A 24,029-nucleotide genomic window follows, 5' to 3' on the forward strand; every position below is an offset into this window, starting at 1 on the left:
CAAAGCTCTCATGAACTTTGTTTTATCTGCTTCTTTACTCGTTTAGTCCGTGGCAATATTTATATTTCTTACCTGAACCACAAGGACATAGTTCATTTCTAGATACCTTGCCCCAACTAGTAGGGTTTTTAGGGTCTCTATCCTCTGGGTTAATGCGTGATATGACAGGTCTAAGCTCAGTTTCTAAGTTACTACCTGCATTATACTTACTAAATGCCGGGTCTTCACGGCTTTCATGCATATTATTTTGCAGCTTTTTATTTTCAAGCGATATATCTTCTTTTTGAATATGCTTTAAGTCAATATGGAAGTGGTAGACTGTTTGAATAAAGAGTTCCTTTAAGTTATTAAGCATATGCTCAAATAAGTTAAATGCTTCTCTTTTATATTCGCTTAAAGGATCTTTTTGGGCATAAGCTCTAAGAGATATACCTTGTCTTAAGTGATCTAAGCTATGTAGGTGATCTTTCCAAACCTGATCAAGAGTAGTCAATAAAATATATTTTACAGCATTATGCATTAAGTCAGGACTATAGGCTTCTTCCTTAGACTTATATATACTATCCGCTGTTTGAATAACAATTTTTGTAACTTCTTCTTCTGTTACATCATTTTTGCTTATTAGATTTTGATCAAGCTTTATAGCAAAAGTGCGGTGTAGTTCTACGCTTAAATTCTCTATATCCCAATCTTCTCTATAAGAGACTGCTGGCATAAAAGTTAGCACTATTTTTTTAGCTAATTCCTCAGTAGTACTACTTAAGAAGTCATAACTATCCTTTGATTTAATAATTTCAGTTCTTTGCTCGTATATTATTTTACGCTGATCATTCATCACATCATCAAAGCGTAATAAATTTTTACGTATTTCATAGTTATACCCCTCAACTTTTTGCTGAGCTTTCTCAAGTGATCGGCTAATCATTGGGTGATGTATCGCCTCACCATCTTTTAAGCCAAGCGTCCGAAGTACCCCTGAAATACGTTCTGAGGCAAAAATACGCATTAAATCATCATCAAGTGATAGGAAAAATTTAGTATTACCAGGGTCACCTTGTCTGCCCGACCTACCACGCAGCTGATTATCTATCCTACGACTCTCATGCCTTTCCGTGCCTATTACAAATAACCCACCTGCTGCAATTACTTGCTTTTTCTCTTCAGCTATTTGAGCTTTTATCTCATTTACTTTTTCTTTATAAGCAGCATTAGTTAAAGATTTTCTATCTATCTGCTCTATCAGCATTTCAGGATTACCGCCAAGCATAATATCAGTGCCTCGTCCTGCCATATTAGTTGCAATCGTTACTGCTTTAAATCTACCTGCTTGGGCGATAATAAATGCTTCCTGCTCGTGGAATTTAGCATTTAATACTTTATGAGGTATTTTGTTTTTATTTAGAACATTGGAAATTTCTTCTGACTTTTCAATACTTACAGTACCGACAAGCACCGGCTGACCACGATCATAACAATCTTTAATTAGCTTTAAAATAGCATCATATTTTTCTTTTTTGCTTCCATAAATTTCGTCATCAAGATCACGTCTTGTAACTTTATTATGAGTCGGTACTGCTACTACATCAAGATTATATATATCTTTTAGCTCTGGTGCTTCGGTCATAGCTGTACCAGTCATACCTGATAATTTAAGGTAATTACGAAAATAATTTTGGAAGGTAATAGATGCAAGCGTTTGGTTTTCGTTTTGGATTTTTACGTTTTCTTTTGCTTCTAACGCTTGATGTAGCCCTTCAGAATATCTACGCCCTTCCATTACCCGTCCTGTAAACTCATCTATGATCATTACTTTACCATCACGTACTAAATAATCTACATCGATTGTAAACATATTGTGAGCTCTAAGGGCTTGATTAACGTAATGCACTAAGCTTAAATTTTCAAAGTCATATAAACTAGACTCAGGCTTTATAATATTTGCTTGGCTTAAAAGTGATTCTACATGACTAATGCCGCTTTCCGTTAAATTGATAGTTTTTAATTTTTCATCTTTTTCAAAATCACTTACATTAAGCCTACGTACAAGGTTATCGACTTTGCCATATAATTCTGAATTATCATTAACTGGACCAGAAATAACCAAAGGAGTTCTTGCTTCATCTATTAAAATCGAATCTACTTCATCGATAATAGCAAAGTTAAAAGGACGAAGTACTCGCTCCTGCAAGCTATATTTCATATTATCTCTTAGGTAATCAAAGCCAAGCTCGTTATTTGTGGCATATGTAATATCAGAGTTATAAGCTTCTCGCTTAGCTTCATCTGGCATACCAGCAACAATACATCCAACTGATAAACCTAAAAAATTATAAATCTTGCCCATGGAAGCGGAATCACGGCTAACAAGATAATCATTAACTGTTACGACATGTACACCTTTCTCAGCTAAAGCATTTAAATATGCAGGAAGTGTTGCAACTAAGGTCTTACCCTCTCCTGTACGCATTTCGGTAATCATTCCTCTATGTAATACCAAACCACCTATAAGCTGCACATCAAAATGACGCATTCCATATACTCTTCTCGAAGCTTCTCTAACTACCGCAAATGCTTCATATGCTATATCATCTAAAGTAGCACCATTTTTAAGTTTTTTCTTAAATTCTACAGTTTTATTTTTTAATTCTTCATCTGATAATTTTTGAATCGCTGGTTCAAGCGAATTAATTTTTGCAATGTCAGAAAATAGTTTTTTTATCGTACGATCATTTGCCGTACCAAAAATTTTTTTCAATATAGAAAACATCAAAATCCTTAAATATATTTTTGTACATATAAATATAGGCTATTTTATAAAATTATCAATTAGTTATATATTTATGTCTTTATATACTTATTTCAAATATTTTTGTTGCAGAAATGAAAATGCAAGGACTAAGTAGAACAAAACCTATAAATTTTCTGCCCAAATTTCATTGGGGGTTTTATAACCAAAAATCTTTCTTGGCATGTTATTTAAAATCTCAGCAATATTGTCAAGACCTCTTTGTGTAACGGTAGTAATATCTGTATTTTTAGGTAAAATTCTATGAATCATAGAATTCATTTTTTCCACTAATGCTTTTTGTCTAGGGCGGTATGGATCACAAAAGAAAGTTTGAAACCCAGATAGTCTATAGGCAACATGCCCCACAAACTCTTTGCCATTATCCATAGTAATAGTCTTTCTCACACTATTTGGAAGAGTTTTTATCTTTCTTAAAAAACCATTGGTAACTGTTGTAGCTCTCTTGGAGTTATTCAGCACTAAAATAATCTTTTGACTCTTTTTATCCACCAGTGCACCAATATTCATACTTTGATTACCTTTATGAAATCAAAACTTACGCTATGTTTGATATAATGTCCATGAATTAAGGGATATTATGAAGTGCTTCACTATAAAACATTGCTGTGTAATAAGAGTTTTTAGCATATTTGCTATAACATAGCGTAAGTTTTGACTATTAAATTGTCAGTATCTTAATGATTTATGCTATACTTCCTGGATTTAAAATTTCGACATCTTTATTTGCTGTTCCTCCATGGCATGCCCAAATATGAATATATAAAGGATTTTGAGGGGAAAGGTTTTGTAATTGCTGTAAAAAATCTTTTGTTTTAATTTTTTTATTTTCTAAATTTAGAGTATGCTCTTCTCCTAGTCTACGACCATGTGCACAAATATCAATTCTGGTATTGGGGCTTATTCGTAGATTATGTTTATTTAGTAACTCCTCTACATCTGTTATTTTTAATAGGGTTCTTTCCATCTCCTATCACCAAACAATTTTCTTGATCATATATCTCTAAAATTTTAGGATTAGGTCTCATATCAAGCCCTACTATAAAAAGTGCTTTTAGCTCTCTAGGTTCTGCTTTTTCACTAATTATAGCTTTAGACATATTTTTAATAATATTTAATTCTTATTAATTAATAAGAACATATTTTATTAAAAAAATATAAGTTAATTGGTAAAAATTAGTTTAAAAAGCGGTATTGTTGTAATAAAAAAGTTGCAATTAATGTGTCGATTAAAACCATTATCATTTTATGAAAGCTCTACAAATATTTTTATTCATAGTAGTAAATTAATTTACTTCTTATATTTTTAGTAGTAATTATACTATATATAAAATATAAAAAGGATATTAATTATGTTAAAGAATGACACATATAAAGAAAACTTAAATGCAAATATTAGGGATTCGTTATTACAAGATATTAGAGAAGTTATAGAATATAAAAAGAATGATATTACTTATGGTTTACTTACAGGTAGTTTTGGTATTCACAACTATAGAATGCAAGACATAAATAGTTTTATATTTGATGAAATAGCAAGAAAATATGGGCTTAATAATAAATATGAATTTAAGAAAGGTATTTCTTTTATAAAAGAAAATGCTCACTTCATATGCTCCGTTAATCGATCACGACAAAACTAAATTTAGCAATCTTGTCCATGAAGATTGTTATCAGGAACTAACAGAGATTATAGGTATGACGCCTGAGGAATATCTCAATTCACTTTAGGCTTAACACACCATAAAGCTACTAGTGATATCATGGTTATATAAATGGCAATCGATATACTGCTATTTGTGATATGCCAGAGCATTAAACATGTGGAGGGGGTAAGCCGTCCGATTAGTGAAGAGCCGATGCTGCTGCCGATACCAACTAGCATATATTTATCGGCAGTTTTAAAGAGATCATTTAGCCAGCAATTTAATGGGGCAATAAAGCTAACTCCAGCTAATATAATAAATATACGAACAAAATTAACATACCATATTGATGAGTTGTTTAAAAACCACCATAGAGGAATTAAGCTTAAAATCATTAATATAAGAGTGCCTCTTAATATTTTAAGATAATGAAATTTTTTGGTTAGATTCCCGATTACTGGAATCATAATCATATCAAAAATCAGAAATTCCGTATTAAACTTCATCATTGTTTCTAAGGAAATATCAGTAATTAGAGGAATAAAGCTGTTCATAAAGACGAATGGCACTATATAAGTCATATATGAAAAGCCTACGGCAAAGCTGATTCGTATGATATTTAGTTTATTATTCCATATTGTGAGTAGGTCATGATGTATTGTCATTCCCGCAAAAGCGGGAATCCAGGAAAAAAATTTGTATTTTTTAATTACTGGATTCCTGCCTACGCGGGAATGACATAAAGGCGTGCGGGAATGACATAAAGAAGTAGTAGATGACAAAGGTGAGGAACTCTTCCTTAAAAAATAACCGACAAGTGCAGTAAGCCCACCAAATATAAAGCATACCCGCCAGTAACCGTTATAATCAGTATTTAAAACTATAGTACTGATATAAGATGCGAAGATAATTCCAAACATGGTAGAGGTATTATAAAGGTAAGAAGCTTTAAAGGTTTTTTTTTCTTCTTTATTCTCTAAAATAAATAACTTAGCAATAGCACATTCTCCTTCAGAATATATACCCTGCATAGTCCTAATTGCGACTAATAACAGCGGTGCAAGCCACCCTATTTGGGTATGTGAGGGTATTAAGCCTATTAAAGCAGTGGTTAAAGCAACGCCGATTAAAGAGTGTGATAATGCAAAAACTCCACCATATTTTTTAGCAATTACTCCAAAAAAGTAAGAACCTATAGGACGAGTAAATAGGGAAGTAGCAAGAACGCTATAAGTTAAAATTAATGCTACTATTTTATCGTGATTCGGAAAGAAAATGCCGGCAAGCAGTGGAGTAAGAAATCCATAAAGTGCAGTATCAAAATGGTCTAACGCATTACCGATTAATATTGAGATGTCTCTTTTGTTTAAGGAGTTTTTCATTTTGTAGGCATATTATATAATCTATAGCTAATAAGATACCATAGATGATAAATGACGAAGCTACCAACTACAGCAGAAATAGAAAATAAGAAGTCACTTCCATTCACTGTGCCGTAAGGAACGCTAGAAGATAAAGCACCAGCATAAACGCCTATGCTGCACATAGAAAAGTATGAAAATAGTGCTGTTCTAAATTCATATCCTTTAAATTTATCAATCAATATTAAAATATTGCAGATAAAAATTGATCCTAAGCAACTTCCGATCAATATAACATATAATATATTTAGGTTTTTATTCCAACCATGTAGTGATAATAAAATAAAGCATATGAGTAGGATTAAAGTTAATATGAAATTAGCTAAATATTTATTTGTTTTATTTATTAGATAACAAATAGGTATTATGGAAAATAATATTCCTGTAAAAATATATTTCAATATTAGGGATAGATTAATTAATGCTAATTCTTTTTTTAACGCAAATGCTTCATAATACCAAAATATATCTAAGGTAACATAAGATACTACAAATCCCGTTAATATCTGTAATTCCACATTTTTTATTAAAGATGAAAATTTTGAATCCAATTTCAAAGTGTGGATAGTAGGATTAGAATGTAGAAACTCAGTTAAAATATTGATGTAGTATAATAAAGCACAAATTATTATGGTATTATTTGTTGGGTTAATGAATTGACTTATTAAGTTTATTATTAAATTGCCGCATGCCCATAATAATATTATACAAGCTAAGAAAAAATATTTTTTCTCACCGGAAATTTCAATAATCTCTAGTACTGTTGAGGTGAAATATGCAAATATTCCTGCGTTGATTATGATAAAGTTAATTTTAATGAAAGTAAAATCATCTAGCAAAACTAAGTTAATGGTACAAAGAATGAGTAATATTAAACTAGTAATAATAATTACTTTATTACTTAATTTATTGATTAGCTGCGTTAAAGCGAAAGCAGCAATTATTGAGCCTAGGAATTTAGTTTGATTGATATTATTTATCTCTTCTCCGCCTAAACCTTTATTTATAAGTAAGAAAATTTTAGAAGTATAAAAATTTGTAGCATTAATACAAGAAAAAATAAATATTCCCAAAAGTGAAAATAAAATTGTCTTATAATCGTTTTTTAAAGTCATAAATTAAGTGTTTGCTAAACATACATACATGGTATATAACTCATAGTTAATAAGTTTACTGTATCAAGATACGATACAAAGGTTAAAACTATTTTAGATATACAGAGTTTAGTATAAATAGTTATTCTGAATAATTAAAGAGATTTGTAATTTCATTAAGATATTTATAGTTAATATTTTAGTATGATGATCTTATATAGCATTAGATATATAAAATAAATATCTAATGTAGTTTTTATATATGATAAATAATTTAATGTAAGAAAAATAATAATATAATTCGCTACTTAATTTACTTATGGTTATGCACAGAATCCAAAGAAAGATAGGTACTTATTTAAATAGATTAATACAAGATATGCTTAAGGTGTTATATTAATTATTTATTCTTCGAGTTAGTGAGCGAGATTAATGAATAAAAAGATAATAATTGATGCTAATTTCTCAAATGAAACAAGAGTAGTTTTATTGGGACAAAGCAATAATATAGAAGATATTGAATTTCAAACAACAAGAAAACAACAAAATAAAGGTAATATTTATTTAGCAAAAGTAACGAGAATAGAACCCTCTTTGCAAGCTGTGTTCATAGAATATGGTATGGATAAAAGCGGCTTTTTGCCTTTTAGCGAAATACATCCTAATTATTACAATTTACCTGCGTCAGAGAAAAATTTTCCAATTAACGCATTTCCTGAGATAGTACCACCTAAAATTGTCATTGATGATGAAGATGAAGCACCAGTAGTTACTTCATATGACCCATTAATTGATGGGGAGGAAATCGATCTAAAAGCAATAGAGGAGTTAGTAGAGAGTAAATTTCAGTCAGAGCTTAATTTAGAAGCAGCAGATGATATTGAAATTATTCAAAGCGATAAGGAAGAAAATGTTCCGCAATATAAGCAATATAAAGTACAGGACGTAATAAGAAAAAACCAAATATTACTAGTTCAAGTTACTAAAGAGGAGCGTGGAAATAAATGTGCAGCTTTCACTACTTATGTATCTTTAGCAGGTAAATATTGTGTTCTAATGCCTAATAAAGCAGCACAAAATGGTATATCTCGTAAAATATCAAATGGTGATGAAAGAAAAAGGCTTAAGAATATTTTAAATAAGGTAGTAAACGGCGATAAGAGTCCTTATAGCGTAATTATCAGGACAGCGGGTAGAGGTTGTAGTACTTTGGACCTGAAAAAAGATTATAGCTATTTATCAAGGTTATGGAATAAAATCCGTAAAAGTACTGTTAAATTTCCAGCTCCGTGCTTTATTCACGAAGAAGACAGCATAATACGTAAAACTATACGTGATATGTGTGATCATAATGTCAAAGAGGTCATAATTCATGGGCAAGAAGCATATGAAGATGCAGCAAAATTTATGCAAGATTTGTTACCTTCAGAGATGACAAAACTTAAAGAGCATAAAAGTAAAACTCCTATATTTACTAAGTTTCAAGTAGAAGAGCAGTTAATTAAGCTATACCAGCCTGTGGTAACTTTACCTTCAGGAGGATATATCGTTATTAATCCAACTGAAGCTCTTATTTCTATAGATGTGAATTCCGGCAGGTCAACTTCTGAAAAAAATATTGAAGAAACAGCCTTAAAGACTAATTTAGAAGCAGTAAAAGAAATAGCAAGGCAAGTTAAACTTAGAGATTTATCAGGTTTAATAGTCGTTGATTTCATTGATATGGATGAGACAAAAAATCGTAAAATTATCGAGAGATCTTTTAAAGAATTCTTAAGTCGTGATCGGGCACGTATACAAACCGGTAATATTAGTCAGTTTGGATTGCTTGAATTTTCAAGGCAAAGATTACGTTCTTCTTTCCTAGAAACTAACTCCTCAATTTGTTCTCATTGTAATGGTAAAGGTGTCGTTAGAGCCGATGAGTCGAATGCTATGCTAATCTTGCGTACTATTGAAAATGAAATTTTCGAAGATAAAATTGATATAATAAATGTTTTTGCTAATGTTTCTTCGGTGATTTATCTACTTAATAATAAACGCCAAGAGATAAAATTTATTGAAGAGAAATATAATATAAGGCTCAATTTTTATTCTGATCCTAACGCTACATCTGATAGTTATTCAATCGAGAAAGTAAAATTATTAAAGAAAAATAATAATAACCTCAATGCTGGTAAGCCGGTGATTCAAAATCATAGTGCTGATTATACCGAAGAAGAGCCTAAAAAAGAGCAGCTACGTAAAAATAAGCATAAATGGAAAACAGGCAATAATAATGTCGTCAGTGAAGAAAAGAAAAAAGTGCCTGAAATAAAAGAGGTAAAAGATCAGGTAGTAAGTGTTGTAAAGGAAGAAGTAGAGATTACGGATGATGGTGTAGTAGTAGAAGAAAAACCACTACCAAAAAAGACAAAACGCAGATATCGTAATAAAAAATCGAATAAGAACCGCCCTGTGGCTAATAAAGAGAGTTCTGTGGCAGAGAATAGCGAGGGTGGTGAGGGGTAATATACGACATAGTGAGGAAAAACCAGCGTTGTTGCATTGCTCATATGTCATTCCTGCGAAAGCAGGAATCCAGAACAAAATAAACATAAAAGCAGTGAGTTTTAAAAATTAAAAGCTCGATTTCTCTCGCTTTATGCTGGATTCCCGCCTATGCTGGAATGACATATACTATACTTGAAAAAAATATAACATTTTTTTAAAAATGTTCGGTACTATAGAATAAATCACGGGGTGATAGAAGAAAAATTGATCCACGCAACAATGCCCAAGCCTCACGTAGGAATGACATCGGAGCTATGCGACAACATCTTTAACCATTTGCAATAACTTACCATATAAAAATGATAAAAATCGTATTTGTACCCGGTAATGGTAATTCTACAACAAAGGATAATTGGTTTCCAAGTGTTAAAAAAGAATTAGAACTGCATGACATAGAAGTAGTTGCAGCAACATTTCCAGATCCTGATTTAGCTCGAGAATTTTATTGGATTCCTTTCCTACATGATGAAATAAGGTTGATGATCAAACTATTCTAGTTGGACACTCTTCAGGAGCAATAGCGGCAATGCGTTTTGCAGAACAATATCCTATTTTAGGTTCCGTTTTGGTTGGTGCATATCATACTGATTTAGATATGGAGAAAGAAAAATTATCAGGTTATTTTTCTCGCCCATGGAATTGGGAAAAAATACGTTCTAATCAAAAATATATAAGTCTATTTGCTTCTGAAGATGATCCCTGGATCCCTATTGACTATGCTAGATATCTATATAAACACTTAAATTGCGAATATCATGAATATAAAAATCAAGGGCATTTTGGTGGAGATTATACCAAAAAAGAATTTCCTGAACTCACATTAAGTATTTTAAATTATCTAAATTTAACAAAGTAATAAAACTATATAAGTGCAGAAAAATTTAACTAGATGGCTATTTACTTGTTGTATAATGGTCGTGGCGATGATTATTGTAGGTGGGATAACAAGGCTTACTGATTCCGGTTTGTCGATAGTTGAGTGGCGTCCAGTAACGGGTATTTTGCCTCCCTTTAGTTATGATGCTTGGCAAGCTGAATTTGCTAAGTATAAAGCGTTTCCGGAATATAATGCAGTTAATTACGGGATGACTTTATCAGAGTTTAAATTCATCTATTTATTAGAGTTTGTGCATCGCTTGCTTGGTAGGGCTACAGGTTTAATATATGTATTACCTTTAATGTATTTTTATTTTAAAGGGATCATAAAAAATCGTGATATATTATCTTATATAATTGTTTTGCTGTTATTCTGCATGCAAGGCTTTATGGGATGGTATATGGTTAAAAGCGGTTTAGTTAACTACCCATCTGTTAGCCATTTTCGTCTAGCTTTTCATCTAATTATTGCCGTAATTATTTATCATTTGCTTTTTTACAAACTAGTCAAAAATTGTTGTGATATCTTATTAATTCCATCACAAACAAATTTAAAATTACTGCTAATATTTTCTGTTGCTGCTATTGCTATAATATATGTGCAGATTTTTTTTGGTGCTTTAGTTGCTGGGCTTGATGCAGGTTTAGTATATAATAGCTTCCTGTTAATGGGGGGCAGTTTTATCCCTATAGAAATAAAAGATAATTTCTTTAGTTTTAAAAATTGGTATGATCCAGTTTTTGTCCAATTTATGCATCGCCTAGGTGCTTATAGCTTATCTATAATCATCATAGCTTTAATCATTTCTTTATTAAAAATTAAACATCCAAAATTAAATAAAATAGCATTTTATTTGGCTATTGCTTTATTAATACAATTATCCACCGGCATAATTACTCTTTTATACTATGTTCCTATAATAGCAGCTTCTATGCATCAATTTTTTGCTATAGTGCTTTTATCAGTAATAATTTACTGCTATTCTTTAATAAAAAATTCTTAATGATCATTACTGTAAACAGCCCTATCGCCTCAAGGTTAGATAAATATTTAAGATGTCTATATCCTCTTTTGACTCAAGGAGTGATAGAGAAAGCGTTGCGTCAAAAGCAAATAATCGTAAATTCTAAAAAAGCAGAAGCGAGTTTAAGAGTAGTGGAGGGTGATGAAATTTTTATTCATGATAAGTTTAATTTACCTATAATTCAACCAACTGAACTAGTTTTTACTGATGCTGAAATTATATTAGCAAAGAAAATTACCACTGAATATTTAATATATGAGGATGATAATATAATAGCGATTAATAAACCCGCAGGGCTTGCAACGCAAGGTGGTAATAAAATTAATTTATCGGTTGATTCTGCGTTAAAATATTTAAACAGTCAAGGAGCTGATTTTAAGTTAGTACATAGACTTGATAAAGAAACAAGCGGTTTGCTTTTAATTGCTAAGAATTATATAAGTAGCGTAAAACTTCATGATGCTTTTAAAGAAAAATTGGTTGAAAAGACCTATCTCGCTGTAACCTATGGAAAACCAATTAAAGATCAGGGAGAGGTCAAGACTAACATAGAAAAAAGTAAAGGGAGTATACCTAAAATTACTGATATTTCAACGAATAATGGTAAACTTGCCATTACTTATTATAAATTACTTAAATCACTTACCAATAACTTGTTTTTGGTTGAATTTATTCCAATTACGGGTAGAATGCATCAATTAAGATTGCATGCTAAATTACTAGGTTGTCCAATATTTGGTGATAATAAATATGGCAATGACAAATTAATGCCGTATAGTAAATATATGTTTTTGCATGCTAGTAATATAGTATTGTCTAAAAAAATTTTTGGCAAAGAGGTTAATTTAGAAGCAAAATTGCCTTCTTATTTTAATAGAGTTTAAGTTTTAGTTTGTATAGAGTTAAAGTTATTATGTTCCGTAGTTATATTTTATTATTGGTTCTTTTAATAGTTAATTGTGTTGATAGTTTTGCAGATATTCAGCAAAGAATTAGTGAAGCAGAAAAAGAATATATAAGCAATAGATTTGTAAATGCTGTTTTTATGTTTGCCGATGATTATAAACAACTACTAACAGGAGCTAAAGGCATTTTTGCTTTAAATGGTGAACAGTTAAAAGCAAGTGAAATGATGCCTATTGCTTCTGCTACGAAACCCATAACTGCTGCAGGAATTTTAAGGCTGCAAGAGCAAAAATTATTAAATGTCAATGATAAGATATATAAATATATTGATTTGGAAATGTGGCAAGGTAAAGTACCTGATTGGGCATATAAAATATCGATTCATAATTTATTAACTCATAGTAGTGGTATTACTGAATATTTTGGTTTTGTAAAACTAGATTTAAATATGACTAGAAAAGATGCACGTAAAAAAATATTACAATATGTTGTATCTAAGCCTTTAGAAGTACCTATAGGGAAAAAGTTTAAATATAGTAATACTAATTTTGTTATACTTGGTATGATTATTGAAAAAGTAACTAAAAAAGATTTATGTAATTTTTTTCAAGATGAATTTTTTAGACCATTAAATCTCTTTTGGGTATATTCCCCGCCGCTTGCGGCGTAATATGGCGGAATGAGCAAATATATACATAAAAGTCATAATGTTACGGTACTGCTGTATCACATGGTATTTCCAGCAAAATATCGCCGAGCAGTGTTTGACGTATCAGTTGATCAAGTATTACGAGAAATATGTTTAGAGATAGAAAAGAGATATCAAATAAAATTTTTAGAAATAGGGGTTGATGAAGATCATGTCCATTTTTTGGTACAATCTGTACCAACCTATAGCGTAACAAAAATAGTAACAACAATTAAAAGTGTTACAGCTCGTCAAATATTTAGACAGTGTCCACAGGTAAAGAAACAATTATGGGGTGGAGAATTTTGGACTGATGGATATTTTACGAGTACGGTAGGTAAGCATGGAAATGAGAATATGATAGGAAAATACGTAAAAAACCAAGGCAAGGAATATCAGAAACTGCATGAGGATCATCAGCTAGCTTTCTTCTAAAATACCCCGCTGCTTGCGGCGGGGATTACTTTTATTAGCGGTAAAATTCTTTCCACAAAGTCCTATAAGCTTATGACTACTAAGTATTTTCCTGCAAAAGAAATAGACGGACGTAAGACTTACATGGGATATGGTATCTATATTACTGACCTTGATTCTAAACATACAATGATCCATTTTTCGGGTAAAGCTTTAGGAGTGCAGAGTGAAATGGGATATATTTTGCCTAATAATCTTTATTTTGCTATACTAAGTAATACTATGGTAAAAATTCCTGAAGAAATGCAAGATAAAATTGATCTAAAAAATCCTCTAAACCAAATTGGAATAATTTATTTCAGAGATGCAATAGTAAATGCAGCTATAAGAGATGACCAAAACTAGATGAAGATAGTTACGTGGAACATTAATTCACTGCGTTTGCGTATTGATTTATTAAAAAGATTGGCATATGCACATCAGCCTGATATTATTTTATTGCAAGAGACAAAAGTAGATGATCCGTTATTTCCTCTTGAAGTAATTAAAAATATAGGCTATGAACATGTAATATATTCAGGGCAAAAATCATATAACGGTGTTGCTATTATCTCAAAACTTCCACTGCAAAATGTTTTTTCGCTTGAGCTATATAATGGCGATAAAAGGCATATAGCAGCTACTGTTAATAATATTGAGATACATAATTTTTACGTTCCTGCCGGTGGTGATATACCTGACATAGAGCAAAATTCAAAGTTTAAGCATAAGCTGGAATATATAAGGTTAATGCAAGAATGGCTGACTAATAACCGCACCAGAGATGATAAGATTATAATTGCAGGTGATTTAAATATTGCACCGCACCCGCATGATGTATGGTCTAGCAAACAGCTACGAAATGTTATTAGCCATACTGATATTGAGCGTTTTTTATTGGTAGAATTGCAAAACTCATTGAAGTTTATTGATAGTAGTAGGCATTTTGTGCCGCTTGATGAAAAATTTTATACTTGGTGGAGTTATAGAAACGTAGATTGGAAAAAATCTAACAGAGGTAGACGGCTTGATCATATTTGGGTTAGTAATAATTTAAAAGATGAATTGTTTTCTATACATTTATTATCAGAAGCAAGAGATTGGACACCACCTTCGGATCATGTGCCGTATTTTGTGAGTTTGAAAAAATTGTAGTGTCCCGTCATTGCGAGGAGAAACTATCAGTTTCGACGAAGCAATCTCAGGATGCTTTATGAGATTGCCTCCCCCCTCTGCTACGCATCTCCTCGCAATGACGTTTAAGATTATAAGGAGTAATGAGTGGATATTAAATTAGAAAAATATAAACCAGTAAAAGAAGAATACATAAAAAGCTTCAAAGATATGTTGTTGCTTAGGCGTTTTGAAGAAAAATGCGGGCAGTTATATGGTATGGGTGAAATAGGCGGTTTTTGTCATTTATATATTGGACAGGAAGCAGTAATTTCTGCTGTAGATATGGTTAAGCAAAAAAAAGATAGTATGGTTACCAGCTATCGTGATCATGCTCATATTATTTTAGCAGGTACAGAGCCTAAATATGTGCTTGCGGAGCTTATGGGGCGTGCTACAGGCTGTTCAAAAGGTAAGGGTGGCTCGATGCATTTGTTTGGCGTGCCGAATAAATTTTATGGTGGACATGGTATTGTGGGAGCTCAAGTGCCAATAGGTACAGGGCTTGCTTTTGCTGAGAAATATAATGGCACGAACAATATTTGCTTTACTTTTTTAGGGGATGGAGCTGTTAATCAAGGTCAAGTATATGAAGCCTTTAACATGGCTGCCTTATGGAGCTTACCGGTAGTCTATATTATCGAAAATAATGAATATTCTATGGGTACTTCAGTTGCTCGCTCAACCTTTATGCGTGATCTTTATAAAAAAGGTGAATCGTTTGGGATCAAAGGGTTTCAGCTAAATGGCATGGATTTTGAGGAGATGTATAATGGTGCTAAACAAGCAGCGGAATATGTTAGAGAAAATAGTATGCCGCTAATATTAGAAGTAAAAACCTATCGCTATCGTGGGCATTCAATGTCCGATCCTGCGAAATATCGTAGTAAAGAAGAAGTAGAAACGTATAAAGAACGTGATCCTATTACTGAGATACGCAAGATAATATTAAAAAATAATTATGCAAGCGAAGCTGATTTAAAAGAAATAGAACAATCAGTTAAAGAGGTTATTAAAGAGGCGGTAGAGTTTTCAGAAAATTCCCCACTGCCTAATGAGGAAGAGCTTTATACTAATATATATGTTTAGGATGTGCGCGTTTTACTTGTATTACTGGGTCATCCCGTGGCTTGTCCACGGGATCCAGCATAAAGCGAGATGAGTCGAGCTTTTTATATTTGTATTTTTTATTACTGGATCTAGTTCCTAAGCCACGGGATGACATCAATGCTAAATATAAAGAATTTAATTAAATAAAAAGAAAGATGCAAATAACTGTACGGGAAGCATTGCGTGATGCGATGCAAGAAGAGATGATAAGAGATGACAAAGTTTTTGTCATGGGTGAAGAAGTCGCTGAGTATCAAGGGGCTTATAAAGTAACACAAGGATTGCTTGAGCAGTTTGGTTCTAAAAGAGTAATCGATACACCAATAACGGAATATGGTTTTGCTGGGCTTGCCGTCGGGGCAGCCTTTGCAGGACTTCGTCCGATCGTTGAGTTTATGACCTTTAACTTTGCTATGCAAGCGATGGATCATATAGTTAACTCGGCTGCTAAAACTCATTACATGTCAGGTGGTCAGGTCAGATGCCCAATAGTATTTAGAGGTCCAAACGGAGCAGCAAGTAGAGTAGCTGCTCAACACAGTCAAAACTATGCAGCTTTGTATGCTCATATACCTGGGCTGAAAGTAGTAGCCCCATATAGTGCTGAAGATCATAAAGGGCTGATGATTACAGCCATTAGAGACGATAATCCGGTTATTTTCTTAGAAAATGAGATTTTATATGGTTACAGTTTCAATATTTCTGAAAATATTGAGCCTATTCCGTTCGGTAAGGCAAAAATCTTAAAAGAGGGCGATAGTGTTACTATAGTGACATTCTCGATTCAGGTAAAACTTGCATTAGATGCGGCAAATATTTTACAAAATGATAATATTAATTGTGAGGTTATAGATTTACGCACTATCAAACCGCTTGATATAGATACTATAATAGAGTCGGTAAAGAAAACCGGTCGTTTAGTTGTAGTTGAAGAAGGATGGTTTTTTGCCGGTGTTGGTGCAACTATCGCAGCTATCGTGATGAAAGAAGCATTTGATTATTTAGATGCACCAATAGAGATTGTCAGCGGTAAAGATGTACCTCTTCCTTATGCTGTGAATCTCGAAAAACTAGCACTACCAAGCGAAAACGACGTAATAGAAGCCGTTAAAAAAGCTTGTTATATTAAGTAGATTTACTACCGATTAATTCCACTTCGTCTATAATAGGATTGTCAGGTACATTATTTGTATTAGAAAACGCAAGAAATAAATTATCTAGCTCATCATATGAGGTAGTTGTTGTTTTATTATTTGCAGGGTTAAGATTTTTATCTAATTTATTATTTGCAATAGATGAATACAAAATGTTAGTACTATCTTCAGAATTAATTATAGTTTTATGTTTCTTTGAATTAATTTCTGGTTCTGTATTTTGTTTACGCTTGCGTGCAAGAGGTTCTAGGTAATTAGCTTTAGAAGCAGTTGGGTCTATATGGCTTGTAAGGAGCGGGGCTATGCGAGGTATAGCTTAATGCGATAAGGTAGTGATTTTTTAAGAGCATAGTAAACAGCATCAAAAAAGTGCTCAAAATTAGAAATAGTTTTTCTTATTTCATTCTTGATTTTAAACCAGTAATGCTCAATAGGATTTAAGTCAGGAGAGTAAGTTGGTAAAAATAAAATACTGCAACCAACAGATTCAATTAACGTTTTCACTTTTGTACTTTTATGAAAATTAATATTATCCATTACTACTATCTGACCAGCCTTTAATTCCTTGATCAATATCTCTTGTACATAAGTTTCAAAAATGTCCTTATTACATGTCCCATCAAATATTATTGGGGCAATAATATCTTTGACACACAGCCCAGCAATCATACTAATCCGTGATTTATGTTGATAGACCTTTTCACCATAACATCTTTGACCGATAATGCTCCACCCGTGTTCTCTACAGCTATTATCTTCTATCCCAGACTCATCGATAAATACTAAATCTTGTTTATCTATAGTTTTTAGTTTCAATATAAACTCATTCCTTAGACCAATATCCCTTTTGGGATGAAGAAAAGTTTTTTTTATAACTATAACCTAATTTATTAAGCAATCTTGATATCGTACTTGCAGATACTTTTTGACTCCAGTTATTAGCTAGCTCCATGGTGGTTTTATCAAAACAAAACTTACGCTATGTTATAGCAAATATGCTAAAAACTCTTATTACACAGCAATGTTTTATAGTGAAGCACTTCATAATATCCCTTAATTCATGGGCATTATATCAAACATAGCGTAAGTTTTGAAAATTTAATTCTATAAATTTTTTAAATCTCTTTTGGGTATATTCCCCGCCGCTTGCGGCGTAATATGGCGGAATGAGCAAATATATACATAAAAGTCATAATGTTACGGTACTGCTGTATCACATGGTATTTCCAGCAAAATATCGCCGAGCAGTGTTTGACGTATCAGTTGATCAAGTATTACGAGAAATATGTTTAGAGATAGAAAAGAGATATCAAATAAAATTTTTAGAAATAGGGGTTGATGAAGATCATGTCCATTTTTTGGTACAATCTGTACCAACCTATAGCGTAACAAAAATAGTAACAACAATTAAAAGTGTTACAGCTCGTCAAATATTTAGACAGTGTCCACAGGTAAAGAAACAATTATGGGGTGGAGAATTTTGGACTGATGGATATTTTACGAGTACGGTAGGTAAGCATGGAAATGAGAATATGATAGGAAAATACGTAAAAAACCAAGGCAAGGAATATCAGAAACTGCATGAGGATCATCAGCTAGCTTTCTTCTAAAATACCCCGCTGCTTGCGGCGGGGATTACTTTTATTCCCTCTATGTCTCTTATTATTCTACGATGTCCTGTATGATAACCACTTTTTGCTTTGACATCCCCAGTTTGTTTCTTTAATTTTTTCCACTCTATTATAGTCTTCCTACTAATAGAGTATATCTCTGAAGTCTCTTTTATTGTTTTGAAAATGCAAGGACTAAGTAGAACAAAACCTATAAATTTTCTGCCCAAATTTCATTGGGGGTTTTATAACCAAAAATCTTTCTTGGCATGTTATTTAAAATCTCAGCAACATTGTCAAGACCTCTTTGTGTAACGGTAGTAATATCTGTATTTTTAGGTAAAATTCTATGAATCATAGAATTCATTTTTTCCACTAATGCTTTTTGTCTAGGGCGGTATGGATCACAAAAGAAAGTTTGAAACCCAGATAGTCTATAGGCAACATGCCCCACAAACTCTTTGCCATTATCCATAGTAATAGTCTTTCTCACACTATTTGGAAGAGTTTTTATCTTTCTTAAAAAACCATTGGTAACTGTTGTAGCTCTCTTGGAGTTATTCAGCACTAAAATAATCTTTTGACTCTTTATTATCCACCAGTGCACCAATATTCATACTTTGATTACCTTTATAAAATGTAAGATCTGCCTCAAAATTCCCTACTTCTACCTTTTTCGTAGCTATTGCATCACACTGATGTATTGAGATCCTTTGTGGTATAATGATCCTTTGACGCCTCTTCCCTCTTTCTTGCCTTTTATATCTTTTAGAAGGTAAATAGCTATATAACTTTAATTTAGCTGCTACTGCAGAAGTGTAAACAAATCTATATATACTTTCTGTACTGATACACAAAGCTGTATTTTTGTCTAGTTTTAACTTTCCGGCTATAGCATAAATCATTAAGATACTGACAATTTAATAGTATTAAAAACAGCATCATAAAATGTTTCAAAATCTCCTACAACTTTCCTAATTTCATTTTTTATCTTAAACCAGTAATGCTCTATAGGATTTAAATCAGGAGAGTAAGTTGGTAAATACAATATGGTACAACCAACGGATTCAATGAACTCTTTAACTTTAGAATTTTTATGAAAATTAATGTTATCCATAATAACGGTTTGCCCAGGTTGTAATTCTGTAATTAATACATCCCTAATATAAGTTTTAAAGACCTCTGTATTACAATTACCTTCAAATATTACAGGAGCAATAAGATTACCATTACAAAGACCAGCTATCATACTTATTCTAAATTTATGTTGATACACCTTTTCTCCATAACACCTTTGTCCTATAATGCTCCATCCATACTCTTTGCAAGCATTATCCTCTATTCCAGATTCATCAAGATATACTAATTTGTCTTTTGTGATGGTTTGTATCTTTGCTATAAATTCATTTCTTAATTTAATATCTCTTTTCGGATGAAAATGAGTTTTGTTTATAGCTATAGCCAAGTTTTCTGATTTGTCTTAAAATAGTTACAGATGCAATATTACCCCATTGCTTTGCTAACTCCTTTGATGTTTTATTCATATTAGCTTTAAAAAATTCTTTAAAAGATTCTGAATCTTTTATCTTATGACTATGTCCTTTCTGATAACCAGTTGCTGCTTCTAAAGTACCTTGCTTATCTTTTAATTTTTTCCATTTATATATAGTATCACGACTTACATTAAATAATTTACTTACCTTACTTATTCGTATCCCTGCTTCTACAGCTTTTATAACTCTTAGTCTTAGTTCTATTGCATATGCTCGTGCCATATCTCTTTACATGCTTGTTAATATTTGCTTACTATAACATGATACTCTCGCTCTGTCAGTACCTTAATGACTTATGCTATATAGCATCCGGCGACCATTTCTTGCGAATCATAGCATTTTTAATATAATCTAACAACATAGGGTTCTTTTCTATTTTTAATAACTCTTGCTGATACATCCTGTTTTCATATTTTTCCTGAGCAACACAAGGCATATACTTATCTTTTACCTTATTTCTTCAAAACTTACGCTATGTTTGGTTCTAAATATCGTAAAGATGGAGAACGCAGCTGTTGTTGCATATAGTCATCTAAAAGCCCTAACTTTATTTGGTAAACCGTTTTACCGATTGTATTTGCAGTCCTTTTGAGAAATGCCCAAACTAAAAATGCACAACTAATATGATTACGTTGAATACGCTGTTTCCTGCATTGACAACGTTCTATCCCAGTAAGTTGCTTAATTTCTCTGTGCATGCTCTCAATTACCCATCGAAAGCCACACTCATCTTGTGCAGCTTTAGAAGATTTTTGAGTTTTGTTATTGGTAACAACATACTCAACTCTGTTGGTAGGAACAGTAAATTTAAACAAATTAACATGCTTATTTTTAGCAAAGCCTTTTATATGAATCTCTACTCCATGCCTGATCTCTTCATCTGAAAATGTCAACTCTTTTACAGCTTTATAAGGTTTAGAATCGTGTGTTTTACTAACGTTTCTATTGGCTTTAATAGGGGCATAATAATCAAAACTTACGCTATGAGTAAAAAAGTGATAAATTATTGTAAAAATAATTAAACATGTCAAAGAGGATAAAGTTGCAAGCAATACCAATTAATAGGACAGATTATTGTCAATTTTTAATAGTTAGCCAAAAGAATTATAGTTTAACCTACTACGCTGAACATGCAAAGAAATGTAGTCATGATGTTATTAATAGATTTTTAAGGAATGAAAAATATACACCTTCTTTGTTATGGGAACACATCAAGAATGATGTTATTTTTTCATCTAATGGATATACAATATTTGATGATACGGTTTTAAATAAAAGGAATACGAAGCAAATAGAAATTGCAAGATCGCAGTACAGTGGAGCTACAGGTAGAGTTACTAAAGGTATAGGAGTAGTGAGTCTGGTATATTATAACCCTGATATTAATAAGTTTTGGGTAATAGATTATCGAATTTTTGCACCTGATCATGATGGAGCAACAAAACTAGAACACCTATTAAACATGTTAAATAATGCTGTTTATAGCAAGAAGATTCCTTTTCACAGTACTTTTTGACACATGGTATTCTACACACAAAATTATGCAACATGTTGACTCTCTGGGGAAATATTATTATGCCCCTATTAAAGCCAATAGAAACGTTAGTAAAACGCACGATTCTAAACCTTATAAAACTGTAAAAGAGTTGACATTTTCAGATGAAGAGATCAGGTATGGAGAGAGATTCATATAAAAGGCTTTGCTAAAAATAAGCATGTTAATTTGTTTAAATTTACTGTTCCTACCAACAGAGTTGAGTATGTTGTTACCAATAACAAAACTCAAAAATCTTCTAAAGCTGCACAAGATGAGTGTGGCTTTCGATGGGTAATTGAGAGCATGCACAGAGAAATTAAGCAACTTACTGGGATAGAACGTTGTCAATGCAGGAAACAGCGTATTCAACGTAATCATATTAGTTGGGCATTTTTAGTTTGGGCATTTCTCAAAAGGACTGCAAATACAATCGGTAAAACGGTTTACCAAATAAAGTTAGGGCTTTTAGATGACTATATGCAACAACAGCTGCGTTCTCCATCTTTACGATATTTAGAACCAAACATAGCGTAAGTTTTACTATTTTAAGACAAATCAGAAAACTTGGCTATAGCTATAAACAAAACTCATTTTCATCCGAAAAGAGATATTAAATTAAGAAATGAATTTATAGCAAAGATACAAACCATCACAAAAGACAAATTAGTATATCTTGATGAATCTGGAATAGAGGATAATGCTTGCAAAGAGTATGGATGGAGCATTATAGGACAAAGGTGTTATGGAGAAAAGGTGTATCAACATAAATTTAGAATAAGTATGATAGCTGGTCTTTGTAATGGTAATCTTATTGCTCCTGTAATATTTGAAGGTAATTGTAATACAGAGGTCTTTAAAACTTATATTAGGGATGTATTAATTACAGAATTACAACCTGGGCAAACCGTTATTATGGATAACATTAATTTTCATAAAAATTCTAAAGTTAAAGAGTTCATTGAATCCGTTGGTTGTACCATATTGTATTTACCAACTTACTCTCCTGATTTAAATCCTATAGAGCATTACTGGTTTAAGATAAAAAATGAAATTAGGAAAGTTGTAGGAGATTTTGAAACATTTTATGATGCTGTTTTTAATACTATTAAATTGTCAGTATCTTAATGATTTATGCTATACCTACCAAAATGCCGCAGGCGTATTGTTTTCAAAGCAGTTAGAGTTCTTTAATTTCCTGATTTCAAATGTTTGGCAAAAAATACCAGTACTAAAAAAACCTATCTACGAGACATTTGGAACAAATGACGTATATTTTGCCAATCAGAACGGACAAATTAACACATCAATAGGCAAGAAGTTCTTTAAAATCATTGAGATATTAGAGTTTCCAGATAGCAGCAATAGTTTAAGTATGAGTAGCTTACTAATATCTGATTGTGATTTCGTATTAACACAATCTTTCTCGTGCGTAAGCAAAAGAAAATCTTTGAGTTTCATTAACAATGTAATTAAGAAGCTCAGAGCTTCGGAAGATGACGCATTAACGCAAAGAGATGATTTAATTGATGCTAAAGACGAACTTGCTGGTAATGAGATTTTCTTTGGCAAGTATCATTTTAGCTTAGTGGTATATGGTAATTCTTTAGAGGAAACAAAACAAAGCACAAATAAGCAGATGAGTATCTTAAGTAATTTAGGCTTTGTACCAATACTTGCTGAATTATCATTATATGGTAATTTTTTCTCGCAACTTCCTGCCGTATTTGACTACAGACCTCGTCTTTCTTCTATGACAGGTAGACATTTTGTAGATTTTGCAACAAAACTTACGCTATGTTATAGCAAATATGCTAAAAACTCTTATTACACAGCAATGTTTTATAGTGAAGCACTTCATAATATCCCTTAATTCATGGGCATTATATCAAACATAGCGTAAGTTTTGTGCAAGTTTCCACAATTTTGAAAGTGGCAAAAGAGACCAGAATTGTTGGGGGGAGGCTCTAGCAATCCTTAAAACTCCTAATAAGCAGGCTTACTACTTAAATCTTCACGAGTCAAAACTTGGCAAAGATGAGTTTGGTGAAAAGAACAACGCAAGTACTTCAGTAATAGGCTCTACAGGTTCTGGTAAGACTATGTTACTATCCTTCTTACAAATATGCTTGCAGAAATACAACCACAAAGAGTCTTTTGACCAAAATTCAAAAAGCAAGAAACTTACTACAATCTTTTTAGACAAGGATATAGGAGCTGAGTTAAATATCAGAGCACTTGTGTTAGCAACGGAAGTAAAATGATACAGTATTAAAGTAATATCTTCTGAATAAGGAGGTAATGAATAGATTATGCAATGACAGATATTATTGCCGAGGGGTGACAGTTTTCTTTGCCGATAATAAAATAGACATCTAAACAAATTAATTAGTTGCAAAGATGTCTGGGAAAAGAATAACACACCAA

The 24,029-nt window shown here is 32.1% G+C and carries 28 protein-coding genes and 4 pseudogenes; 19 read left to right on the forward strand and 13 right to left on the reverse strand.

Features of this window, described 5'->3' with window-relative positions:
• Window positions 1–34: 34 nt before the first annotated feature.
• The 4 genes from secA to AAGD55_RS02875 all read right to left on the reverse strand — a co-directional run bounded on the left by secA (window position 35) and on the right by AAGD55_RS02875 (window position 3,906).
• Window positions 35–2,767 carry a preprotein translocase subunit SecA gene (secA, locus tag AAGD55_RS02860; protein ID WP_341792503.1) on the reverse strand — a complete coding sequence of 911 codons (2,733 nt, stop codon included), beginning with the start codon at window positions 2,765–2,767 and terminating at the stop codon, window positions 35–37.
• 144 nt (window positions 2,768–2,911) lie between these two features.
• Window positions 2,912–3,316, reverse strand: a complete 405-nt coding sequence (locus tag AAGD55_RS02865; protein WP_341792069.1) for an IS30 family transposase — start codon at window positions 3,314–3,316, stop codon at window positions 2,912–2,914.
• A 175-nt stretch (window positions 3,317–3,491) separates the two neighbouring features.
• Window positions 3,492–3,773, reverse strand: a complete 282-nt coding sequence (locus AAGD55_RS02870) for a hypothetical protein (protein WP_341792070.1) — start codon at window positions 3,771–3,773, stop codon at window positions 3,492–3,494.
• Window positions 3,724–3,906 carry a hypothetical protein gene (locus tag AAGD55_RS02875; RefSeq protein ID WP_341792071.1) on the reverse strand — a complete coding sequence of 61 codons (183 nt, stop codon included), beginning with the start codon at window positions 3,904–3,906 and terminating at the stop codon, window positions 3,724–3,726. Before AAGD55_RS02875 ends, AAGD55_RS02870 begins: the two co-directional genes overlap by 50 nt.
• A 252-nt stretch (window positions 3,907–4,158) precedes the next feature.
• Between AAGD55_RS02875 and AAGD55_RS02880 the strand changes: the two genes are divergently transcribed.
• Window positions 4,159–4,449 carry a hypothetical protein gene (locus AAGD55_RS02880; RefSeq protein ID WP_341792072.1) on the forward strand — a complete coding sequence of 97 codons (291 nt, stop codon included), beginning with the start codon at window positions 4,159–4,161 and terminating at the stop codon, window positions 4,447–4,449.
• A gap of 74 nt (window positions 4,450–4,523) precedes the next feature.
• On the opposite strand, the gene AAGD55_RS02885 is transcribed toward AAGD55_RS02880, so the two are convergent.
• A complete protein-coding gene (locus tag AAGD55_RS02885; protein WP_341792073.1) occupies window positions 4,524–5,834 on the reverse strand; it encodes an MFS transporter in 1,311 nt (436 codons plus the stop codon).
• Window positions 5,831–6,988 carry a hypothetical protein gene (locus tag AAGD55_RS02890; RefSeq protein WP_341792074.1) on the reverse strand — a complete coding sequence of 386 codons (1,158 nt, stop codon included), beginning with the start codon at window positions 6,986–6,988 and terminating at the stop codon, window positions 5,831–5,833. Before AAGD55_RS02890 ends, AAGD55_RS02885 begins: the two co-directional genes overlap by 4 nt.
• 411 nt (window positions 6,989–7,399) lie before the next feature.
• Here AAGD55_RS02890 and AAGD55_RS02895 point away from each other — a divergent pair, with 411 nt between their 5' ends.
• The 12 genes and pseudogenes from AAGD55_RS02895 to AAGD55_RS02950 all read left to right on the forward strand — a co-directional run bounded on the left by AAGD55_RS02895 (window position 7,400) and on the right by AAGD55_RS02950 (window position 17,159).
• Complete coding sequence (locus AAGD55_RS02895; protein ID WP_341792075.1) at window positions 7,400–9,478, forward strand: Rne/Rng family ribonuclease; 2,079 nt, start codon at window positions 7,400–7,402, stop codon at window positions 9,476–9,478.
• 341 nt (window positions 9,479–9,819) lie between these two features.
• The gene (locus tag AAGD55_RS02900; protein ID WP_341792076.1) at window positions 9,820–10,017 is read left to right on the forward strand and encodes a hypothetical protein; all 198 of its coding nucleotides are present in this window, start codon (window positions 9,820–9,822) and stop codon (window positions 10,015–10,017) included.
• Between the two features lie 29 nt (window positions 10,018–10,046).
• A complete protein-coding gene (locus AAGD55_RS02905) occupies window positions 10,047–10,376 on the forward strand; it encodes an alpha/beta hydrolase (protein WP_341792077.1) in 330 nt (109 codons plus the stop codon).
• A 13-nt stretch (window positions 10,377–10,389) separates the two neighbouring features.
• Window positions 10,390–11,400 carry a COX15/CtaA family protein gene (locus AAGD55_RS02910; RefSeq protein WP_341792078.1) on the forward strand — a complete coding sequence of 337 codons (1,011 nt, stop codon included), beginning with the start codon at window positions 10,390–10,392 and terminating at the stop codon, window positions 11,398–11,400.
• Window positions 11,400–12,305: an RluA family pseudouridine synthase gene (locus AAGD55_RS02915; RefSeq protein WP_341792079.1), complete on the forward strand. Its 906-nt coding sequence runs from the start codon at window positions 11,400–11,402 to the stop codon at window positions 12,303–12,305. Before AAGD55_RS02910 ends, AAGD55_RS02915 begins: the two co-directional genes overlap by 1 nt.
• Window positions 12,306–12,334: 29 nt before the next feature.
• Window positions 12,335–12,964 (forward strand): annotated as a pseudogene (locus AAGD55_RS02920) (serine hydrolase domain-containing protein); the annotation flags it as partial.
• A 42-nt stretch (window positions 12,965–13,006) separates the two neighbouring features.
• Window positions 13,007–13,450 carry an IS200/IS605 family transposase gene (gene tnpA, locus AAGD55_RS02925; RefSeq protein ID WP_341790826.1) on the forward strand — a complete coding sequence of 148 codons (444 nt, stop codon included), beginning with the start codon at window positions 13,007–13,009 and terminating at the stop codon, window positions 13,448–13,450.
• 42 nt (window positions 13,451–13,492) lie between these two features.
• Window positions 13,493–13,834 (forward strand): annotated as a pseudogene (locus AAGD55_RS02930) (penicillin-binding protein); the annotation flags it as partial.
• A complete protein-coding gene (gene xth / locus AAGD55_RS02935; RefSeq protein ID WP_341792080.1) occupies window positions 13,835–14,623 on the forward strand; it encodes an exodeoxyribonuclease III in 789 nt (262 codons plus the stop codon).
• Between the two features lie 126 nt (window positions 14,624–14,749).
• Window positions 14,750–15,730, forward strand: a complete 981-nt coding sequence (gene pdhA / locus AAGD55_RS02940; RefSeq protein ID WP_341792081.1) for a pyruvate dehydrogenase (acetyl-transferring) E1 component subunit alpha — start codon at window positions 14,750–14,752, stop codon at window positions 15,728–15,730.
• Between the two features lie 176 nt (window positions 15,731–15,906).
• Window positions 15,907–16,884: a pyruvate dehydrogenase complex E1 component subunit beta gene (locus tag AAGD55_RS02945; protein ID WP_341792082.1), complete on the forward strand. Its 978-nt coding sequence runs from the start codon at window positions 15,907–15,909 to the stop codon at window positions 16,882–16,884.
• A gap of 38 nt (window positions 16,885–16,922) precedes the next feature.
• On the forward strand, window positions 16,923–17,159 hold the full coding sequence (locus AAGD55_RS02950) for a hypothetical protein (RefSeq protein ID WP_341792083.1): 237 nt from the start codon (window positions 16,923–16,925) through the stop codon (window positions 17,157–17,159).
• A gap of 46 nt (window positions 17,160–17,205) precedes the next feature.
• Here AAGD55_RS02950 and AAGD55_RS02955 read toward each other — a convergent pair.
• Window positions 17,206–17,869 (reverse strand): annotated as a pseudogene (locus AAGD55_RS02955) (IS630 family transposase); the annotation flags it as partial.
• Between the two features lie 202 nt (window positions 17,870–18,071).
• On the opposite strand from AAGD55_RS02955, the gene tnpA (AAGD55_RS02960) reads away from it, so the two are divergent.
• Window positions 18,072–18,515, forward strand: coding sequence for an IS200/IS605 family transposase (gene tnpA / locus AAGD55_RS02960; protein WP_341790826.1), 444 nt, complete (start codon window positions 18,072–18,074; stop codon window positions 18,513–18,515).
• Here tnpA (AAGD55_RS02960) and AAGD55_RS02965 read toward each other — a convergent pair.
• The 6 genes from AAGD55_RS02965 to AAGD55_RS02990 form a co-directional block, all read right to left on the reverse strand.
• On the reverse strand, window positions 18,512–18,745 hold the full coding sequence (locus AAGD55_RS02965; RefSeq protein ID WP_341792084.1) for a hypothetical protein: 234 nt from the start codon (window positions 18,743–18,745) through the stop codon (window positions 18,512–18,514). The genes tnpA (AAGD55_RS02960) and AAGD55_RS02965 overlap by 4 nt on opposite strands.
• A complete protein-coding gene (locus AAGD55_RS02970; protein WP_341790873.1) occupies window positions 18,727–19,122 on the reverse strand; it encodes an IS30 family transposase in 396 nt (131 codons plus the stop codon). The genes AAGD55_RS02965 and AAGD55_RS02970 overlap by 19 nt, the downstream gene beginning before the upstream one ends.
• Window positions 19,073–19,420, reverse strand: coding sequence for a hypothetical protein (locus AAGD55_RS02975; protein ID WP_341792085.1), 348 nt, complete (start codon window positions 19,418–19,420; stop codon window positions 19,073–19,075). The genes AAGD55_RS02970 and AAGD55_RS02975 overlap by 50 nt, the downstream gene beginning before the upstream one ends.
• Window positions 19,420–20,290 (reverse strand): IS630 family transposase gene (locus tag AAGD55_RS02980; protein ID WP_341790833.1). Its coding sequence is split into 2 segments (ribosomal slippage): window positions 19,420–19,962 and window positions 19,964–20,290, totalling 870 coding nucleotides; the frame shifts between segments, so codons are not numbered across the junction. Before AAGD55_RS02980 ends, AAGD55_RS02975 begins: the two co-directional genes overlap by 1 nt.
• Window positions 20,291–20,366: 76 nt before the next feature.
• The gene (locus AAGD55_RS02985; RefSeq protein ID WP_341792086.1) at window positions 20,367–20,504 is read right to left on the reverse strand and encodes a hypothetical protein; all 138 of its coding nucleotides are present in this window, start codon (window positions 20,502–20,504) and stop codon (window positions 20,367–20,369) included.
• Window positions 20,505–20,535: 31 nt separating this feature from the next.
• Window positions 20,536–21,126, reverse strand: a complete 591-nt coding sequence (locus AAGD55_RS02990) for a transposase (RefSeq protein ID WP_341792087.1) — start codon at window positions 21,124–21,126, stop codon at window positions 20,536–20,538.
• On the opposite strand from AAGD55_RS02990, the gene AAGD55_RS02995 reads away from it, so the two are divergent.
• The 5 genes and pseudogenes from AAGD55_RS02995 (at window position 21,093) to AAGD55_RS03015 (ending at window position 23,475) form a co-directional block, all read left to right on the forward strand.
• Entirely contained in the window at window positions 21,093–21,584 is a 492-nt protein-coding gene (locus AAGD55_RS02995; protein ID WP_341792088.1) for a hypothetical protein, read from the forward strand. The genes AAGD55_RS02990 and AAGD55_RS02995 overlap by 34 nt on opposite strands.
• The gene (locus AAGD55_RS03000) at window positions 21,541–21,762 is read left to right on the forward strand and encodes a hypothetical protein (RefSeq protein ID WP_341792089.1); all 222 of its coding nucleotides are present in this window, start codon (window positions 21,541–21,543) and stop codon (window positions 21,760–21,762) included. The genes AAGD55_RS02995 and AAGD55_RS03000 overlap by 44 nt, the downstream gene beginning before the upstream one ends.
• A 29-nt stretch (window positions 21,763–21,791) precedes the next feature.
• Window positions 21,792–22,139 (forward strand): transposase, encoded by a 348-nt coding sequence (locus AAGD55_RS03005; RefSeq protein ID WP_341792090.1) that lies wholly within the window; start codon window positions 21,792–21,794, stop codon window positions 22,137–22,139.
• A 29-nt stretch (window positions 22,140–22,168) separates the two neighbouring features.
• Window positions 22,169–22,730, forward strand: a pseudogene (locus AAGD55_RS03010) (IS630 family transposase); the annotation flags it as partial.
• Window positions 22,690–23,475 (forward strand): hypothetical protein, encoded by a 786-nt coding sequence (locus AAGD55_RS03015; RefSeq protein ID WP_341792091.1) that lies wholly within the window; start codon window positions 22,690–22,692, stop codon window positions 23,473–23,475. The pseudogene AAGD55_RS03010 and the gene AAGD55_RS03015, both read left to right, overlap by 41 nt.
• Window positions 23,476–24,029 lie beyond the last annotated feature (554 nt).

Source organism: Rickettsia endosymbiont of Gonocerus acuteangulatus, from assembly GCF_964026435.1.
GTDB lineage: Bacteria > Pseudomonadota > Alphaproteobacteria > Rickettsiales > Rickettsiaceae > Rickettsia.

Bases quoted from the DNA above. Each gene is read 5' to 3' on its own strand.
- AAGD55_RS02890 (WP_341792074.1), bottom strand. From the start codon at position 6,988: ATGACTTTAAAAAACGATTATAAGACAATTTTATTTTCACTTTTGGGA.
- AAGD55_RS02885 (WP_341792073.1), bottom strand. From the start codon at position 5,834: ATGAAAAACTCCTTAAACAAAAGAGACATCTCAATATTAATCGGTAAT.
- AAGD55_RS02905 (WP_341792077.1), top strand. From the start codon at position 10,047: ATGCGTTTTGCAGAACAATATCCTATTTTAGGTTCCGTTTTGGTTGGT.
- AAGD55_RS03015 (WP_341792091.1), top strand. From the start codon at position 22,690: ATGATGCTGTTTTTAATACTATTAAATTGTCAGTATCTTAATGATTTA.
- AAGD55_RS02870 (WP_341792070.1), bottom strand. From the start codon at position 3,773: ATGGAAAGAACCCTATTAAAAATAACAGATGTAGAGGAGTTACTAAAT.
- tnpA (WP_341790826.1), top strand. From the start codon at position 18,072: ATGAGCAAATATATACATAAAAGTCATAATGTTACGGTACTGCTGTAT.
- AAGD55_RS02975 (WP_341792085.1), bottom strand. From the start codon at position 19,420: ATGATTTATGCTATAGCCGGAAAGTTAAAACTAGACAAAAATACAGCT.
- tnpA (WP_341790826.1), top strand. From the start codon at position 13,007: ATGAGCAAATATATACATAAAAGTCATAATGTTACGGTACTGCTGTAT.
- AAGD55_RS02880 (WP_341792072.1), top strand. From the start codon at position 4,159: ATGTTAAAGAATGACACATATAAAGAAAACTTAAATGCAAATATTAGG.
- AAGD55_RS02985 (WP_341792086.1), bottom strand. From the start codon at position 20,504: ATGCCTTGTGTTGCTCAGGAAAAATATGAAAACAGGATGTATCAGCAA.
- AAGD55_RS02915 (WP_341792079.1), top strand. From the start codon at position 11,400: ATGATCATTACTGTAAACAGCCCTATCGCCTCAAGGTTAGATAAATAT.
- AAGD55_RS02865 (WP_341792069.1), bottom strand. From the start codon at position 3,316: ATGAATATTGGTGCACTGGTGGATAAAAAGAGTCAAAAGATTATTTTA.
- xth (WP_341792080.1), top strand. From the start codon at position 13,835: ATGAAGATAGTTACGTGGAACATTAATTCACTGCGTTTGCGTATTGAT.
- secA (WP_341792503.1), bottom strand. From the start codon at position 2,767: ATGTTTTCTATATTGAAAAAAATTTTTGGTACGGCAAATGATCGTACG.
- AAGD55_RS02895 (WP_341792075.1), top strand. From the start codon at position 7,400: ATGAATAAAAAGATAATAATTGATGCTAATTTCTCAAATGAAACAAGA.
- AAGD55_RS02945 (WP_341792082.1), top strand. From the start codon at position 15,907: ATGCAAATAACTGTACGGGAAGCATTGCGTGATGCGATGCAAGAAGAG.
- AAGD55_RS03000 (WP_341792089.1), top strand. From the start codon at position 21,541: ATGCTGTTTATAGCAAGAAGATTCCTTTTCACAGTACTTTTTGACACA.
- AAGD55_RS02900 (WP_341792076.1), top strand. From the start codon at position 9,820: ATGATAAAAATCGTATTTGTACCCGGTAATGGTAATTCTACAACAAAG.
- AAGD55_RS02995 (WP_341792088.1), top strand. From the start codon at position 21,093: ATGTCAAAGAGGATAAAGTTGCAAGCAATACCAATTAATAGGACAGAT.
- AAGD55_RS02875 (WP_341792071.1), bottom strand. From the start codon at position 3,906: ATGTCTAAAGCTATAATTAGTGAAAAAGCAGAACCTAGAGAGCTAAAA.